This is a genomic window from Hymenobacter sp. APR13 (assembly GCF_000737515.1).
Classification (GTDB): domain Bacteria; phylum Bacteroidota; class Bacteroidia; order Cytophagales; family Hymenobacteraceae; genus Hymenobacter.
This window is the reverse complement of record NZ_CP006587.1, coordinates 4,103,092-4,119,579: the sequence shown is the minus strand read 5'-3', so window position 1 is coordinate 4,119,579 and position 16,488 is coordinate 4,103,092. Positions and strand designations below refer to the sequence as shown.

The 16,488-nt window shown below is 67.3% G+C and carries 12 protein-coding genes; 7 read left to right on the top strand and 5 right to left on the bottom strand.

The window, feature by feature from the left end; genetic code table 11:
- Nucleotides 1-88: 88 nt before the first annotated feature.
- Entirely contained in the window at nt 89-2,287 is a 2,199-nt protein-coding gene (locus N008_RS17180) for a thiamine pyrophosphate-dependent enzyme (RefSeq protein ID WP_044017609.1), read from the bottom strand.
- A gap of 96 nt (nt 2,288-2,383) precedes the next feature.
- Between N008_RS17180 and N008_RS17175 the strand changes: the two genes are divergently transcribed.
- The gene (locus tag N008_RS17175; RefSeq protein WP_044017608.1) at nt 2,384-2,905 is read left to right on the top strand and encodes a GNAT family N-acetyltransferase; all 522 of its coding nucleotides are present in this window, start codon (nt 2,384-2,386) and stop codon (nt 2,903-2,905) included.
- A gap of 39 nt (nt 2,906-2,944) precedes the next feature.
- On the opposite strand, the gene N008_RS17170 is transcribed toward N008_RS17175, so the two are convergent.
- A complete protein-coding gene (locus N008_RS17170) occupies nt 2,945-3,976 on the bottom strand; it encodes an MBL fold metallo-hydrolase (protein ID WP_081910863.1) in 1,032 nt (343 codons plus the stop codon).
- A gap of 278 nt (nt 3,977-4,254) precedes the next feature.
- Between N008_RS17170 and hemF the strand changes: the two genes are divergently transcribed.
- Nucleotides 4,255-5,202, top strand: coding sequence for an oxygen-dependent coproporphyrinogen oxidase (gene hemF, locus N008_RS17165; protein WP_052381675.1), 948 nt, complete (start codon nt 4,255-4,257; stop codon nt 5,200-5,202).
- Nucleotides 5,203-5,303: 101 nt separating this feature from the next.
- Nucleotides 5,304-5,927, top strand: coding sequence for a phosphatase PAP2 family protein (locus N008_RS17160; protein WP_052381674.1), 624 nt, complete (start codon nt 5,304-5,306; stop codon nt 5,925-5,927).
- Nucleotides 5,928-5,954: 27 nt separating this feature from the next.
- On the opposite strand, the gene N008_RS17155 is transcribed toward N008_RS17160, so the two are convergent.
- Nucleotides 5,955-6,635, bottom strand: coding sequence for a phosphodiester glycosidase family protein (locus tag N008_RS17155; RefSeq protein ID WP_052381673.1), 681 nt, complete (start codon nt 6,633-6,635; stop codon nt 5,955-5,957).
- Between the two features lie 132 nt (nt 6,636-6,767).
- Complete coding sequence (locus tag N008_RS21835; RefSeq protein ID WP_052381672.1) at nt 6,768-7,415, bottom strand: VOC family protein; 648 nt, start codon at nt 7,413-7,415, stop codon at nt 6,768-6,770.
- Nucleotides 7,416-7,884: 469 nt separating this feature from the next.
- Between N008_RS21835 and N008_RS17145 the strand changes: the two genes are divergently transcribed.
- Complete coding sequence (locus N008_RS17145) at nt 7,885-10,914, top strand: histidine kinase (RefSeq protein WP_231569830.1); 3,030 nt, start codon at nt 7,885-7,887, stop codon at nt 10,912-10,914.
- 149 nt (nt 10,915-11,063) lie between these two features.
- Here N008_RS17145 and N008_RS17140 read toward each other — a convergent pair whose 3' ends face one another.
- Nucleotides 11,064-11,762 (bottom strand): response regulator transcription factor, encoded by a 699-nt coding sequence (locus N008_RS17140; RefSeq protein WP_044017606.1) that lies wholly within the window; start codon nt 11,760-11,762, stop codon nt 11,064-11,066.
- 302 nt (nt 11,763-12,064) lie between these two features.
- Here N008_RS17140 and N008_RS21830 point away from each other — a divergent pair, with 302 nt between their 5' ends.
- From N008_RS21830 to N008_RS17125, 3 genes are all read left to right on the top strand, one after another.
- Complete coding sequence (locus tag N008_RS21830) at nt 12,065-13,927, top strand: collagen-like protein (RefSeq protein WP_052381671.1); 1,863 nt, start codon at nt 12,065-12,067, stop codon at nt 13,925-13,927.
- A 254-nt stretch (nt 13,928-14,181) separates the two neighbouring features.
- Nucleotides 14,182-16,122 (top strand): T9SS type A sorting domain-containing protein, encoded by a 1,941-nt coding sequence (locus tag N008_RS17130; protein ID WP_156109369.1) that lies wholly within the window; start codon nt 14,182-14,184, stop codon nt 16,120-16,122.
- A 119-nt stretch (nt 16,123-16,241) separates the two neighbouring features.
- Complete coding sequence (locus N008_RS17125) at nt 16,242-16,442, top strand: PID-CTERM protein-sorting domain-containing protein (protein WP_044017604.1); 201 nt, start codon at nt 16,242-16,244, stop codon at nt 16,440-16,442.
- The last annotated feature ends 46 nt before the right edge of the window (nt 16,443-16,488 follow it).

Below are 16,488 nucleotides of genomic sequence, written 5' to 3'. Positions count from 1 at the left end.
TTCTATCTGGCATGCTTCTGGAATGCATAAGAAAACCCCGGCCGCATCTGCAGCCGGGGTTTTCTTGTGTGTGCTGAATGAAGCTCTGCTAGTAGCCCAGCAGCTCGGCCAGGGCGGCGGCTACCTTGTCGGGGTTGGGCAGCATCTGGCGCTCCAGGTCCACGTTGAGGGCAATGGCGGGCAGGTTGGCGGCGCCGAGCGTAAATACGGGCGCGTCGAGCTGGCGGAAGCAGGTACGCTGGATGCGGCCGGCCAGGCTCTCGGCGAAGGAGTTCAGCAGCGGCTCCTCGGTGAGCACCAGGGCCTTACCGTGGCGGCGGACGGCGGCTTCCACGGCTTCGTAGTCGAGCGGGTTGAGGGTGCGCAGATCCAGGATTTCCACCTGGCCGGCAAACTGGCGGCTGGCGGTTTTGGCCCAGTGCACGCCCATGCCGTAGGTAATCACCACGCAGGTTTCGCCGTTTTGCAGCTTCGTGGCGTCGGCCTGCTGGGCCACGGCGGCTTTGCCGAGGGGCACCACGTAGCCGGTGGCGGGCTCAACGGTTTTGGCGTCTTCGGTGCCGGGCACCTTGCTCCAGTAGAGGCCTTTGTGCTCCAGCATCACCACAGGGTTGGGGTCGAGGTAGGCGGCGCGCATCAGGCCCTTCATGTCGGCCGCGTTGCTCGGATACACCACCTTGATGCCGCGGATGGTGAGCAGCGTGCTTTCGATGGAGCCCGAGTGGTAGGGCCCGCCCCCGCCGTAGGCCCCGATGGGCACCCGGATGAGGCTCTGCACCGGAAACTGGCCGTTGGAGAGGTAGCACGATTTGCTGAGCTCTTCCACCAGCTGGTTGAGGGCCGGCCAGATGTAGTCAGCAAACTGCACTTCCACAATGGCCTTGGCGCCCACGGCGCTCATGCCGGCCGTGCTGCCCACGATGTAGGCTTCCTGAATAGGCGTGTTGAACACGCGGGCGTCGCCGTACTTCTTGGCCAGCAGGGCGGCCTCGCGGAACACGCCGCCCAGCTCGCCGCCCACGTCCTGGCCGTAGAACAGGGCCTCCGGAAACTCGCGCAGAATATCATCCACGGCGTGCAGGGCGGCGTCCACCATCAGGGCCTTGTCGGCGCCGGCGGGGGTCCGCTCGCCGGCTTCTTCGGTCACGGCCGGTGGGGCAAACTCGTGGTCGGCGAAGGTAGCGGGGTCGGGGTTGGGGGCGGCCAGGGCGCGCTGGTAGTCGGCCTCCACGGTGGCGCGGGCCTCGGCGGCCAGCTGCTGCAGCTCGTCTTCGGCGAAGCCCAGCTCCAGCAGCTGCTGGTGGAAGCGCGGCAGCGGGTCCTGCAGGGAGTGCTGGGCGAGGTTGTCGCCGCGGTACCACTCGCGGCGCACGCCGCTGGTGTGGTGGCCCAGCAGCGGGCAGCGGGCGTGCACCAGCACCGGACCGCGCCGCTCGCGCACGTAGTCGGCGGCCTGCTGCATGCCGGCGTAGCTGGCCAGGAAGTCGGCCCCGTCGAACTGCAGGCGGTGCAGGCCTTTGAAGCCGGCCGCAAACTCGTAGGCATCCATGGCCCGCATCTCGCGGCCCGTGGCCGAAATGCCCCATTCGTTGTCCTGCACCAGGTAAATAATGGGCAGCTGGTGCAGCACGGCCATCTGCAGCGCCTCGCTCACCTCGCCCTCGGTCATGGCCCCATCCCCGATAGAGCACAGCACAAGCGGCTTCGCCTTTGAATTAGTAATTAGTAATGAAGAATTAAGAATTAGCTGTTCAGCCTCTTCCGAACCTGGAACAATTGGCAAATTATTAATTACTAATTGCTCATTACTAATTCCCATCAGCCCCTGACTTTCCAGGTACTTGATGCCGTGGGCGACGCCGGTGGCCGGAATGGCCTGCATGCCGGTGGCCGAGCTTTGGTGCGGAATGGTAGGGAAGCCGGCGCGCCGCAGCGAGGGGTGGCTGTAGTAGGTCCGGCCGCCCGAAAACGGGTCGTCGCGCTTGGCCATGAGCTGCAGCATCAGCTCGTAGGGCTGCAGGCCGATGCCCAGCAGCATGGCGTCGTCGCGGTAGTAGGGCGCCACGTAGTCCTGGGGGCCCAGCTGGCAGGCGGCGGCCAGCTGAATGGCCTCGTGGCCGCGGGCGGTGGCGTGCACGTACTTGGCCGTCACGGCCTTGTTTTCTTCGTAGAGGCGGGCCAGCTCGTCGGCGGTCCGCATCAGGCGGTACACCCGGCGCAGCGTTTCGGGCGCGGGCGGGGCGGCAGTGAAGTCAGCTTCCAGAGTGGGGGCAGCGTGCAGGGACATGGGCGGGGATTGGGTTCGGGGCGAAATTACGGGTTCGGGCCGGAATGGCCGCAGTTGGCCGTAGCGCTTGCCCTACCCAACCGTATCTTCGGGCCCATGTTCGTTCCGCTCGCCATTTCCGCCGCCACTCCCGCCGACCTGCCCGCCCTGGCCGGCCTCGTCAACAACGCCTACCGCGGCGAAGCCAGCCTGCGCGGCTGGACCTCCGAAGCCCACCTGCTCGACGGGCCCCGCACCGATGAAGCCGACCTGCGCCAGCTCGCGGCCGTGCCCGGCGCCACCTTCCTGTTGGCTTGCACCGAGGCCGGCGAGCTGGTGGGCAGCGTCTATACCAAGCCCCAGGCGCCCGACCTGTACGTGGGCATGCTGTCCGTGGACCCCACGCGGCAGGCGGCAGGAATCGGGCGGCAGCTGCTGGCCGCCACCGAAACCCAGGCCCGGCAGGCTGGTTTCAGCAGCGTGCTGATTTCCGTCATTTCGGTGCGCGCCGAGTTGATTGCCTGGTACGAGCGGCTGGGCTTCCAACGCACCGGCGAGGTCCTGCCGTTTCCGGTGCACGCCAGCCCCAGCATCCCGAAGCAGCCGCTGGAGCTGCTGCTGCTGCGTAAGGCGGTGTAGCTTTATAAAGCTTCACGCTGGCAGCGTCGGAGCTGTACGTCAGTCGAAATCCCACCACGCCGCCTGTTTCACTGGCTCGCCCAGCGTGTAAGGTTCCCCGATGCGCGGCACCGTAACGGGCACGCCCAGAGCCGCGGCGGCGGGCAGCAGCAGGCGGATGGGCTCGTTCCACGGGTGGTAGCCAAGCGTGAACTTGGCCCAGTGAACCGGCAGCAGCAGGCGCGCGCCCAACTCCTGCGCCGCCCGCGCCGTTTCGGCGGGCAGCGTGTGCACGGCGTGCCACAGCTCGTTGTACTGCCCGTTTTCCAGCACCGCCAGATCAAACGGGCCGTATTGCGCGCCGATGGCCCGGAAGTGCGGGCCGTAGCCACTGTCGCCGCCCAGAAACAGCCGGTGGCCGGGCAGCTGCAGCACGTACGACGCCCACAACGTGCGCCGCGCCCGCACCCCGCGCCCCGACATATGCTGGGCGGGCGTGGCCGTGAGCTGCGCCCCGCCCGGCAGCGTGGTGGTATCGTGCCAGTTCAGCTCGGTGATGCGCGCCGCCTCGAAGCCCCAGTGCCGGAAGTGGCTACCCACGCCCAGCGGCACCACCACCCGCGCCACTTTGTCGCGGAGCTGGCGCACGGTGGCGTAGTCGAGGTGGTCGTAGTGGTCGTGGGTAATGAGTAGCACGTCGATGGGCGGCAGGTCGGCGACCTGGTAGGTGTTGGCCCCCGCGTAGGCCTGCACCGAGTACGGCACCGGCGAGGCAGCCCCGCTGAACACCGGATCCACGAGCACCGTGAGGCCCTGCGCCTTGATCAGGTACGACGAGTGGCCGAACCACACCAGCGTGGGCGAGGCCTGTGCGGGCAGCTGCCGCAGGTCGGTCGTTACCGACGGTATCGGGCGCGAGGGCGTGACGGTGGCTGGACGGCGCAAATAGTCGCGCAGCAGCTGGCCCAGCTTGGCATCAGCGGGGCTAAATTGCACGTCGCCCGGGTTGCGGAACTGGCCGTTGTGGTAGTTTTCCAGCCCCACAAATTGGCTTTGACTGTTTCGGGAAGGGTTTTTACCCAGTATGTTCATTAGGTGCAGGCCGCGAAAACCTAGCGGCTGGCTAACAGGACGCAGCGCCCACCGGTTTACTTTATCAGCCTGAATATTTCCTTCAAAACAAACCCTGCCTGGCCAAGTGCTGCAACCATTTCCGATTGCGCGCCTCTGTGGGCTGACGCGTGGCGGCCGGGGAAATTTCTACCTTTGCCGGCACAAAAGCAGCTCTTCACCTGATTTTTGTCAGGTTGTGGCGTGTTTTTGCGGCCGAAGTTTGCCCCCGAACCAACGCCTCTGCCGTTATGAATCCTATGCTTTCCGCCCCTACTGCCTCCTTCCCCACGCCCCGCCCCGCCGCCGAATTCCGTGAAACGGTGGCCGACTGGATGCGCCAGTTTCAGGACTGGCTCTGCCAGCAGTTGGAGCAGGCCGACGGCACGGGCCGCTTCCAAGAAGACGCCTGGCAGCACCACGGCGGCGGCGGCGGCCGCAGCCGGGTGCTCACCCACGGCACCATCATCGAGAAGGGCGGCGTGAACTTCTCGGGCGTGCAGGGCACTATGAGCGAGCAGGCCGCCCGCGTGCTGCTCATGCCTAACCCCGAGTATTTTGCCACCGGCGTGAGCGTGGTGCAGCACCCGCGCAGCCCGCAGGTGCCCATCGCCCACATGAACGTGCGCTACTTCGAGGCCGGCAACGGCGAAGCCTGGTTTGGCGGCGGCCTCGACCTGACCCCGATTTACGTGGACGAAGCCCAGGCCCGCTGGTTTCATGAGCAGATTGCCGCCGCCTGCGCGCCCCACGACCCCACCTACTACGCCCGCTTCAAAACCTGGGCCGACGACTACTTCTTCCTGCCCCACCGCCAGGAAACCCGCGGCGTGGGCGGCATCTTCTTCGACCGCCTCACGGTGGGCAAAGACGGCGACCGGGACGCTCTGTTTGCCTTCGTGCAGGCCGTGGGCCGGGTGTTTGGCGAAGCCTACTGCGAGCTGCTGCGCCAGAACGCCGACCGCCCCTACTCCGAGCGCGAAAAGCAGTGGCAGCTGGTGCGCCGCGGCCGCTACGCCGAGTTCAACCTGGCCTTCGACCGGGGCACGCGCTTCGGCCTGGAAACCGGCGGCCGCACCGAAAGCATCCTCATGAGTCTGCCGCCGCAATGCGAGTGGCACTACAATTTTCCCATTGAGCCGGACTCGCCCGAAGCCGCCACCCAACAGTGGCTGCGCAAAGGAGTCGACTGGCTGGCCCCTCGTTAACTGGTTGTCAGTTGGTGGTGGTCAGTTGTCAGTCGACAAATGCAAGAATTGGGCTGCCGACCAGCAACTGACCACTAGCCACTGACAACCGAAAACTGACATTGATAGAAGCATTACAATCTTTTGACCGCTGGCTGCTGGTAGCCGCCAACACCCACCGCACGCCCACGCTGGACGCCCTTATGGTGTTCTTTACGGAGCGGCTGGTGTGGTTTCCGGCGTATTTTGTGCTGCTTGTGATGCTGGCCTACCTGTTTGGGCGGCGGGCCTGGCTGCTGCTGCCGCTGCTGGGCGCCAGCGTGGCCCTGGCCGACATAATTTCCAGCCGCCTGTTCAAGCCCTACTTCGCCCGCCTCCGCCCCTGCCACGACCCCGACCTGTCGGCCACGCTCAACCTGATCAACGGCTGCGGCGGGCAGTTTGGGTTTATGTCGTCGCACGCGGCCAACGCCTTTGCCCTCACGGTGTTTATGGCCCTGGTGCTGCCCCGGCGCTACCGCGTGGCCAAGTGGTTGCTGCTGGGCTGGGCGCTGGTCGTGAGCTACAGCCGCATGTACCTGGCCGCACACTTCCCATCCGATGTGCTGGCCGGCGCGGTGCTGGGCAGTTTGTTGGCCTGGGGCTGCGCTGCGCTGTATAAGCGTCTGGCTGCGCGCCTGTTTCCGGCCGAAAAGTCTTTGCAGCCAACCCGCTCTATGCCCGAAAAAGCACCGGTCGCCCGGTAGCGGCCCGGACGGGCCTGTCAGCAGGCTTTATCGGCTGGTTACGCTGATGAGCACGCCCAGGTCGCCGTCGGTCTGCGTCCAGCCCTGCGCCGGCAGGTAGGCGCGGGATACGAAGCCGTCCAGATACAAAGCGTTGCGGCAACCTTGCTGCTGAAAGAACCGCGCGAAAACGTAGAAGTTGACCGGCTCCCGCGACAGTGCGCACAGCACCCGCCCATCGGGCAGCACCCCCACGCCGTTGCGGATCTGCCGGTTTGCGGAGCCGGCCCGGAACGCCGGGTGCAGCTGCCCATCCAGCACCAGCATCGGCCCCGACTGCGTGGCGTAGCGCACGAGGTGCCGGAGGTTCAGCTGCCGGAAATCGGCCGTAGGGCACACGCCAGCCCGGTTATCGAGCGTGATGTAGAAGACACCGTTGGGCTGCAGGTAGAAGTTGCCAGCCCCGGCCAGCGTGTCCAGGGGCATCAATTGCTGCTCGTTTTCGATGTAGAGCCCCAGCGGCGCGTTGCCGGGCCGGAACATGCCACCGTTCATAGCAAACTGCAGTGTGTCGCCGCGGCTGGCCAACCAGCTGCGCAGCCGGTCCAGGCTACGCAGCGGCCGGCGCTGCTCATCCAGCCAGTAGAGTTTTAGGGCCTGACGGCGTAGGTCAACCCGGTAAGTAAGGAAGCGCGGGGCCGGTGGCTGTAGCCGCGGCCAGAGTAGCAAGTAGAGTAAACCGCAAATACTCAGCAGCAGTCCAGCAGTCAGCAACTTCAATAACCTGGCGCTCATGAGCAATTTCGAAATCAGCGCGGCCATCAGAATACGCAGCGGCGGGTTTGGGCGCGGCCCTGGTGCCTAATAGGCAATAGTAAGATGTAGATCAGAGAAATGCGCAGTTTGGCCCTGGCGATGCTCATCGAAAGTAAGCACCAGGGAATTGGCGGCGGCTGGCCCAAACGCCAGTTGCGGCTGCCCTGCCAACTGCAGCAGCAGCAAATCAGCGGCATCGTACTTCGCCAGCCCGAAAGCGGCGCGCGTGAGGCGGCGCAGACCCGCCGGGTGCCGGGTAGGCTCGGTGGTGGCAGCTTTGGGGCCTTTGAAGGGTAGCCGAAACGTCCAGGGCAGGCTGGGATTATGGGTGTGGGGCAGCACATCAATGGGCAGGCCCGCCGGGAAATACACCGGCTGATAGGCCACGGCTGCCGCAAAAATCGGGTCGGTATCGGGCGTATTCACCAGGCACAGGCCGTAGGGCGAAGCTCCCGTGGTGGCGTAGCGGGCCCGCTCGCCCAGTTGGGTGGGCCGCAGCAGCGGGCTGTTGATTTCGGCGGCATCGTGCACCCACAGAATCTCCAGAAACCCGTTTTCGAAGTAGAACTTCCGGTTGCTGGTGCCCTGCCCGGGATGCGCGCGGCCGCTGCCTTCAGTCAGGCCCAGAGCCCGCAACTCCTCGGCGGCGGCGTGTGGCGAATCGGAGAAGATAAAGAGGTGGTCGATTTCCATACTCAGGGCAGTTTCAGTGGCCGATTCAGCGACTTGCTGGCATAGTACTCAACTCAGGTGGGCAGCATCCTCCAGCTACTCTTGCTCCACACTACACTGCGACAGAATGCGGGGTACAGCCAGTGCCCGGCGATAGTTGTTGCTGGGTGGCCGTCGGATAGTTAGGGCGGCAGAGTGTCGGCAATTAAACAAACCTGTGGCATAGTGGCCAGACTCCATTTTGAATTTGGTAAATGGCTGAGAGGAAGCACAAACGTAGCCGACGATGGTAGCTCTGCCCGGCGGAACTGAGTTAAAGCAGCCCTCGTAACAAACCCGCCGAAACGGCCACCGTCAAGCCCAACCGTAGTAAACAATGCGGTAGCTTTGGTGGTACTAGCTGCCCCACCGTTCCCACGTGCTTTTTTTCTCTCCTTTTTCCCGCTTGGTACGCCGGCAGGCCGGTTGTTGGCTGCTGCTTGCTTTGGCCGTGCTGATAAAGCCGGCCTGGGCCCAGCAGCTGTCCACTGATCCGGCCCTGCGCAACCTCGTCATCTGGCAGGCCGTGCCCGACCCGGCCGGCTGGCTCTGGCTGGCCACCGACCGTGGCGGCTACCGCTACGACGGCCAGCGCCTGGTACCTCTGCGCGAGCTGGTGCAGCAGGGTCCGGTGCTGCCCGCCGGCTCCATGCGGGCCGTACTGCGCGACGCCGGAGGCCACCTCTGGTGGGGCGGAGCTGCTGGTCTGTGGGCCTTTGACCCTGGCAAAGGCCGCCTGCGCCCTGTGCCCCTACCCGATTACCCGGCCAAGCGCTTGGGTGTCACGGCCCTGGGCTGGTATCGGGGCCGCCTGTGGGTGGGCCGCGACGCCGACCCGTTTTCCGTCTTCAGCCTGGTCCCCGGCCAGCCCCGCCAGCCGGCCCGCGCCGAACTGCGCCACCCCGTGGGCTGGGTGACTGGCTTTGCCCCCGATTCGCTGGGCCGCTGGCGGGTGCTGGGCCTGGGCCGAGCCCTGGCCCAGACGCCCACCGGCCGCTGGCAGGTGCAGCGCCTGACAGCCCTCTACCACGGCCAATTGCTACGCCCCGGCCACGCCCCCACCTGGCTGCCGCCCGGGGCCCGGCTCGTCGTGCCCGGCACGGGTGGGCAGTGGCAGCTGCGCGCCACGGGCCTCTACCGGGTGGTGCAGGGCCGGCCGGCCGAACAGACCGATACCTGGACCTGGTCCAGCAATGAGATGGCCCGGGTGCTGCGGGTAGTGCAGCTCGACAGCACCTGGTTCTGGTCGGCCGGCGAGCAGGTGTTCAGCCTCTCGCTGCGCGGCTTGCGCGGCGGGCAGCCGCCGGTGGTGCGCCGCCGGGTGGCCCCGCTGCTGTTCGGCCGCGAAATGGAACTGGTGCCGCTGCCCGACGGCCGGGCGCTGCTGGGCTTCCGATTTGATGCCCCCGGGGCCGTGCGCGTGGCCCCGGCCGAGCTGGCCGCCGAGCCGCTGCCCACCCGGCCAGCCCAGCCCATAAGCACCCGCGCCCTGGGTCGCCTGCCCGACGGCTGCCGCTTTGTGAGCAGCTACGAGGGCCTGTGGGTGCAGCCCGCCGACTCTGCCGCCGCCCCGCTGCGGCGGCTGGCCACTACCCTGCAGGCGGGCGTGTGGTTTGCCACCCTGCCGCTGCCGGGCAAGCGTCTGCTTATCGCCAACGAGCTGGGCCACTTCGACGTGTGGGACCAGGGCCGGCAGCGCCCTCTGCCCTGGGTGGGGCCACACCCGCCACTGGGCGAAACCAACGGGCTGTGCTTGCTGCGCGACCGGGCCGGCCGCGTCTGGGGCGGTTCGGTGGCGGGCCTGTTTATGATTGACACTGAGCGGGGCACGGTGCGCCGCTACCGCGAGGCCGACGCAGGCTACCGCCTGCACCAGTGCCGCATTGAGGCGTTGGTCGAGGGCCCGCCCGACGTGCTGTGGGTGGCTACCAGCCAGGGCCTTTACCACCTGACTGTATCCACCGGCCAGCTGCAGCGCTACGGCCCCAACGAGCCAGCCCCGCGCCGCCTACCCACTGCCGACGTGCGCAGCCTGCTCCTCACCCACCCCGACAGCCTGTGGCTGGGCACCTTCGACCAGGGCCTGCTGCTGCTGCACCCCCGCCGTGGGCTGCAGCGCCAGCTGGGGCCGGCTCAGGGCTTGCCCAGCGAGTCGGTGGCCTTTCTGACCCGGCTGCCCACCGACCCGCTTGCGCTGTGGCTGGGCACCTACCGGGGGTTGGTCCGCTACGTGCCCCGCACCGGCCGCCTGCAGCACCTGACGGCCGCCGACGGGCTGGCCGCCGAGGAGTGCAACCGCCAGTCGGTGGGCTACGATGCGGCCACGGGCGAGCTGCTGGTGGGCGGCGTGGGCGGAGCCAGCCGGGTGCGCGCCGCGCAGGTGGCCCGTGCCCCGGGCCAGACGCGGCCCCAGCTATTGCTGGCCGCGCTTGCCCAGCATTCTGCCAACACCGGCCTGACCCATACCCGCTACCCAGCCCCAGGTCAATTGCCAGCCCTGACCATGGCCCCCGGCGACGCCTTTCTGGACGTGCAGGTGGCGCTGGCCGATTACACTCCCGACGCGCAGCCCCGCTACGCCTTCCGGCTGGTGCCGGCGGGCCAGGACTCGGCCCGCTGGCTGGGGTTGGGCCGCCGTGGTACGCTGCATCTGCAGCAGGTGGCGCCCGGCGACTACAGCCTGCAGTTGCGCGGCGAAACCGCCGATGGCCAGCCCGCCACCCGGCACATCACGCTGCCGCTAACCGTGGAGCAGCCCTGGCAGCGGCGTCCCGCCACCTGGGCTGTGGGCACGCTGCTGCTGGCCGCCGCCGTGGGTGGAGGCGTGTATGGCTGGCAGCGTCTGCGGGCAGGCCGGGTGCGGGCCGAACAGCAGCTACGCGCCCGCTTGGCGGCCGACCTGCACGACGAGGTGGGCAACCTGCTCACCCGTGTGACGCTACGCGCCGAGCTGGCCCGGGAAATACCCGAGCCGGCCTTCCTCGACGAGCTGTTGCACGAAAGCCGGGCCGCCGCCGCCACCGTGCGCGACCTGATCTGGACGGTTGACGCCGCCGCTGACACGGCCGGAGCCCTCTCCGACCGCCTGCAGGACCTGCTGACCCAAAGTGCCACCGCCGCCGGGCGGCCGGCCAACTTTACCCGCAGCCCCGAGCCGTTTCCGGCCGCCGCCACCCTGCGCCCCGACGTGCGCCAGCACGTGTACCTGATTGGCCGGGAGGCGCTGACCAATGCGCTTAAGCACGCCCCAGCCGGAGCAGATCTCTCGCTCACGCTCACTGTCACGTCTGTGGAACTGGTGCTGGACGTGCAGCAGGGTGGCCCGGCTCCAGTGGCCGCGCCCACCTCCCGGGCTGGGCAGGGCCTGCGCAACCTGCACACCCGGGCCCACCAGCTCGGCGGCACACTCACCGCCGGCCCCGACGCGGCGGCCGGCGCTGGCTGGCGCGTGCGGCTGCGCGTGCCCCGGCCGTTGCAGTAAGTAGTTTTTCGTTGTCAGTTGCTGGGTGTCGGTTGTTTGTTGTTGTCGATCAACACCACAAAGGCCTCGACGCAACCTCACCAGGCCTTCTTCACACTTCCGATTCACTGCGCATAAACAACTGACAACGAATATCTAAACATTAACTTCTACAGCCTACCCCGGGCGGCGCGGGCCAGCAGCTCGGCCTTATTGGCCACGCGCAGCTTGTCGTAGAGGCGCACGACGTAGGTGCGCACCGTGGCCGCGCCGATTCCCAACTGCTCAGCCACCTGCTTCTCGGTGCGCCCGGCCACCAGGCCTTCGAGCACCTGCCGCTCCCGTTCCGAGAGCAGGTAGTCTTCCTGCGAGGGCACGGGGGTGAAATACTCCAGCATCTTGCGCGCCACCGACGGGCTCATTACGGCCCCGCCAGCGGCCACGTCGAGCAGGGCCTGGCGGTAGGCCGGCAGCGGCGTGGCACTTTTCACCACGAAGCCGCGCGCGCCCCGGCGCAGCGCCTCGTAAATGGTATCGGCTGCGTCGTTGGAGGTCTGCACCAGCACTTGTAGGTCCGGAAACTGCGCCAGCAGCGACGGCAGCGCATCCAGGCCGCTTTCACCAGGCAAACTCAAATCCAACAGCAGCAGTTGGGGGGACAAGCTCAGGGTCAGCTCGCGCCAGAGGGTTTCAATGCTGTCAGCCACCACGATGCAGTCGAACTCGGGGCACACGCACAGGTAGCGGTGCAGCAACTCGCGGATGGTGGCATCGTCCTCGACGATGGCCAAGCGCAACGGGCCGGTGGGAGCCGCTGAGCGGGCCCCGCCCAGTGGCGAGGAGGCAGGGGGAAAAGCGGAAAACGGCATGGCGGGGAGAAAACTGGGTTAGGGGAAAGGCAACATTCGGCTGCGGCGTGAAATGCGGCTGCCAGAACAAAATTTGCCGGCCCAAACCGGGAAATGGTAACGGCGCGTGTCCCTATTTCTGGGGACAAAACGCATTTTATTTAAAAGATACAATTTTTAATAAAATAAGGCATGTGTTTGTCCCCAGAAATAGGGACAAAACAAAGTTGTTGCCCCTTTACCACTAGGCCAGCTTTGCAAACAGGATTCCTACTGAGTGGAATCCTAAATGCCACAATTTTTTCCATCCTATTTTCCTCGTTATGTCGGTACATCTCCGCAACGTATCGGTGGCCTCGCGCCGCTTCCTTCTCTCCCTGGGTCTGTTAGGCCTGGGCACCACCGCCGCCCTGGCCCAAGGCAACGTGGGCGTGGGCACCACCTCGCCCCACCCCTCGGCCGTGCTGGATGCCAGCAGCACCAGCAAGGGCCTGCTGGCCCCGCGCATGAGCCAGGCCCAGCGCGACGCCATCGGCAGCCCCGCCACCGGTCTGCTCGTGTATCAAACCGATAACACGCCCGGCTTCTACGTGTACACCGGCTCGGCCTGGATAGGCGTAGGCAGCGCCGGCAGCGTAGGCCCAGCCGGCCCAATCGGTCCGCAGGGCATAGCTGGCCCGGCCGGCGCTACCGGCCCGGCGGGTGCTAAAGGTGACAAAGGCGATACGGGCGCTACCGGCGTGGCCGGTCCGGCCGGTGCTACGGGCCCGGCAGGTGCCAAAGGTGATAAAGGCGACACCGGCGCTACCGGTGTAGCTGGTCCGATAGGTCCGCAGGGCCTGACGGGCCCGGCGGGGGCCAAAGGCGATACGGGCGCGGCGGGGCCGCAGGGCATAGCCGGTCCGGCCGGCGCTACGGGCCCAGCGGGCGCAAAAGGTGATAAAGGCGATACGGGTGCTACCGGCGCGGCCGGCCCAATCGGTCCGCAGGGCCTGACCGGCCCGGCCGGAGCCACTGGCCCGGCTGGCGCTACTGGTGCAGCCGGTGCGCAGGGGGTAGCGGGGCCGACCGGCCCGGCGGGTGCCAAGGGTGACAAAGGCGATACGGGCGCGGCGGGTGCCGCAGGGGCCACGGGCCCGGCCGGCGCGAAAGGCGACAAAGGGGATACGGGCGCCACCGGCGTAGCCGGCGCTACCGGCCCGCAGGGTGCTGCCGGTGCCACCGGCCCACAAGGCCCGGCCGGCCAGGGTGTGCCCACCGGCGGCACGGCCGGCCAGGTGCTGAGCAAAGTGGACGGTACTGACTATAACACCCGATGGGTGACGCCGGCTACGGGCGGCGGGTCCAACCTCTATACCACCGACGGCACGCTGAGCGGCAACCGCAGCGTGGGCCTGGGCGGCTTTAATCTCAACTTCTCGGGCACCGGCGCGCTGGGCCTGAACGACAACGCCCTGCGTCTGCGGGCGGCCACCGACGGCAACAACTTCCTGCAATTCAACAGCACCACCAACGGGCCTGTACTCAGCGGCCAAACCGGTGGGCGCCTGGGCTACGGTACGGCCGGGGCCAGCACGGGCCTGAGCTGGAGCAGCAGCGGCGTGAGCATCAACGGCGGCACCAGCGCCTACACGCTGCCCACCTCGCGCGGCAATGCTGGGCAGGTAGTGGTCAGCAACGGCAGCGGCGGCACTAGCTGGGCAGGCAGCGCCGGCGCGATTACTGAACTGGTCGTCTCCAAGACCAACGCCACGCAAACGCTCGCTACGGCCCCTGGCTCGAATCAAGGCGACGTGGTATCGTTCAACAATGTGGTAACGGCCCCCACGCTTGGCACCTACAACGCCAGCACGAGCACCTACACCGCTCCCTCGGCCGGCACCTACCTGATTGCGTTCCGCTACAGCACGGTGGATAACGGTACCAACACCCTTGGCACCTGGAATTACGTGGAAGTGAACGGCAACGCCATTTCGACCAGTAACATTTACCAATCATACACCATCAATAACGGCGGCGGCAGCAACCTGCCCGCTGGCCTTCGGGGTGTGGGCAGCAACATGTACATGCTGACGCTGAATGCCAACGATGCCCTGCGCATCCGGGCCCTCAGTCCAAACTCCAACGTCTCCACTACTCTCAAAAACGACGGCAGCGTGGTGTGGACGATTGTGAAGCTGAACTAAGGCGTCGTTCCTGATTGCCGAACAGGCCGCCTGGGTCACACCAGGCACACCGGGGAACCCGAAAACCGGACGCCAAACAGAGTAGGGATTCTATTTGATACACGCATAGCGCACCGTACGCTCCTCCAACTCGTCGCCGACGTTTCTCTTGGCCAAGGCTGAAAAGCAAAAACGCTGGCCAGGCAGTGAGTCGTCCGCAAAGGCTGATGAGGTAAAAGCCGCCTATCACCTGCTATGCATTTCTTCATATTCTGATGAGAGCTTCTCCATATCTTCAGCGCCGCCAGTGGCTCCTGAGGCTGGGGCTGGTGGTTGGCCCCCTGGCCGCCTACGCCCAGACCCCGGCCCCGGTGCTGACCAGTAACGGCGGCACGCTGTTCGTGAACAGCGGCGGCACGCTGCAGGTCAACGGCGGCTACGCCCAGACCGGCGCGGCCCTGCTGCGCACCGGCGGCACGGCCACCGTGGCCGGCAACCTGAGCGCCGCCGCCGCCTCGGACTTGGACCTGGCCGCCGGCACGCTCAACGTGACCGGCGACGTAAGCAGCGCCGCCACGCTCAGCGGCACCACCGGCACGCTGCAGCTCAGCGGCGCCGGGGCCCAGGCCCTGGGCGTGAGCGGCGGCACCGTGCCCAACCTGCGCGTGAGCAAAGCCGGCGGCACGGCCGCCCTGACCCAGCCCGTGGCCGTGCGCCAGGTGCTGAGCGTAACCAGTGCCGGCAGCCTAACCACCAACGGCCAGCCGCTGACGCTGCTGAGCGACGCCAGCGGCACGGCCCTGATTGCCAACCTGGGCACGGGCCTTGTCACAGGCAACGTGACCGTGCAGCGCTACATTGATGGCAGCCTGAACCCCGGCCTGGGCTACCGCCACCTCGCGGCGCCGGTGTTTACTGCCACCGTGGCCAGCTTCGGCTCGGGCGGCACCACGCCCGTGGTCAACAGCGCCTACAACTCGGCCGCCAACCCCGGGGCCGTAGCGCCCTTCCCTACTGTGTACTTCTACGACCAGGCCCGCCTGGCGACCTCACCGGCTACCACCCTGTCGGCCTTCGACAAGGGCTGGCAGTCGCCCGATGCCCTGACCGACGCTGCCCCCCTGGGTGGCCGCGGCTTCACGGTGCAGCTGCCCGGGGCCAGCACGCTCAGCTTCACGGGCCCGGTGGCCAACATCGGCGGCACCACGCCGCTCAGCCGCGCCAGCGGGGCCACGGCCGCTGAGGCGGGCTGGAACCTGGTGGGCAACCCCTACCCCTCGCCCCTGGATTTGAGCACCATCGCGCCCAGCCAGCGCACGAACATGGATGCGGCGTTCTACACCTATGAGAGCACCAGCCAGTACGGCGGCGGCTACCGCAGCTTCGTCAACGGCTTCGGCAACCCGCTGCTGGGCAGCAGCCAGGCGTTCTTCGTGCGGGTGAGTGCGGGCCAGACCAGCGGCAGCCTGGAGCTGACCAACGCCAACCGCGTAACCGACTACAGCCTACAGGCCCCCGTGCGCCGGGGTGCGGCCGACGACCGCCCCCAGCTGCAGCTCACGCTCAGCGGCCAGGGCCTGAATGACGCGCTGACCGTCTACGCCCAGCCCGGCGCCACCGCCGGCTTCGACCGCGAGTTTGATGCGGCCAAGCTCTGGAACCCCAACGGGCTGAGCCTGGCCACGCTGGCCGCCTCGGGCGAGGCGCTGGCCATCGACGGGCGCCCCGCCTTCCCGCTGGGCCAGCCCGTGCCGCTGACCTTGCAGGCCCCGCAGGCCGGCACCTACTCGCTCACGGCCACGGACCTGGCTAACCTGCCCGCCGGCACCGACGTGGTGCTGGTGGATTTGACCGCCGGCACCCGCACGCCGCTGCTGGCCGGCACCCGCTACAGCCTCACGCTGCCCGCCGGCACCACCGCCGGCCGCCTGCAGCTGGAAGTGGCGGGCCGCGCCCTGAGCACCAGCAGCCAGCTGGCGCAGCAACTCAGCCTGTACCCCAACCCAACGGAGGGCCAGGTGCAGCTCGTGCGCCCCGCCGCCTGGGGCGGCCTGCAGGTGCAGGTGCTCAACAGCATCGGCCAGACTGTACAGACTACCCGCCTCTCGGCCGGCGAGCAGACGCTCAACGTGCAGGAGCTGCCCGTAGGCGTGTACACGCTGCGCCTGACCACCCAGCAGGGCCAGACGCTCACCAAGCGCCTCGTGCGTCAGTAAGCGCCCGGCTCCCGGTCACCCCAACCGGCCCGCCCGCCGCCGGCTCCCTTCAGTAGGAGCCGGCGGTTGAGTGGCCCTGGGCGAATTGGTTTTTCTTTCTATCCTGACTTTCTCTTCTGATGAAACGCTCCCTCTTCACACTTACGCTCACGCTGGCCCTGGTGGGCGGTACGTCCCGCGCCCAGGGCCCGGGCTCGGGTGGCCCGGTTCCCGGTCCGGCCCCCGAGCCAACGGCCGTGCCCATCGACGGCGGGGCCAGCCTGCTGGCTGCTGGGGCCGTGGCCTACGGCCTGCGCGCAATGCGCCGCCGTCGCCGCTAGCTTCCGCACTGACTTATTTTTTTTCTGTGCTGCCGCGCCGCCGCCC

Excerpts from the sequence above, each read along its gene's own strand:
- N008_RS17180 (WP_044017609.1), bottom strand. The coding sequence starts at position 2,287 with ATGTCCCTGCACGCTGCCCCCACTCTGGAAGCTGACTTCACTGCCGCC.
- N008_RS17175 (WP_044017608.1), top strand. The coding sequence starts at position 2,384 with ATGTTCGTTCCGCTCGCCATTTCCGCCGCCACTCCCGCCGACCTGCCC.
- N008_RS17170 (WP_081910863.1), bottom strand. The coding sequence starts at position 3,976 with ATGAACATACTGGGTAAAAACCCTTCCCGAAACAGTCAAAGCCAATTT.
- hemF (WP_052381675.1), top strand. The coding sequence starts at position 4,255 with ATGCTTTCCGCCCCTACTGCCTCCTTCCCCACGCCCCGCCCCGCCGCC.
- N008_RS21835 (WP_052381672.1), bottom strand. The coding sequence starts at position 7,415 with ATGGAAATCGACCACCTCTTTATCTTCTCCGATTCGCCACACGCCGCC.
- N008_RS17140 (WP_044017606.1), bottom strand. The coding sequence starts at position 11,762 with ATGCCGTTTTCCGCTTTTCCCCCTGCCTCCTCGCCACTGGGCGGGGCC.
- N008_RS21830 (WP_052381671.1), top strand. The coding sequence starts at position 12,065 with ATGTCGGTACATCTCCGCAACGTATCGGTGGCCTCGCGCCGCTTCCTT.
- N008_RS17130 (WP_156109369.1), top strand. The coding sequence starts at position 14,182 with ATGAGAGCTTCTCCATATCTTCAGCGCCGCCAGTGGCTCCTGAGGCTG.
- N008_RS17125 (WP_044017604.1), top strand. The coding sequence starts at position 16,242 with ATGAAACGCTCCCTCTTCACACTTACGCTCACGCTGGCCCTGGTGGGC.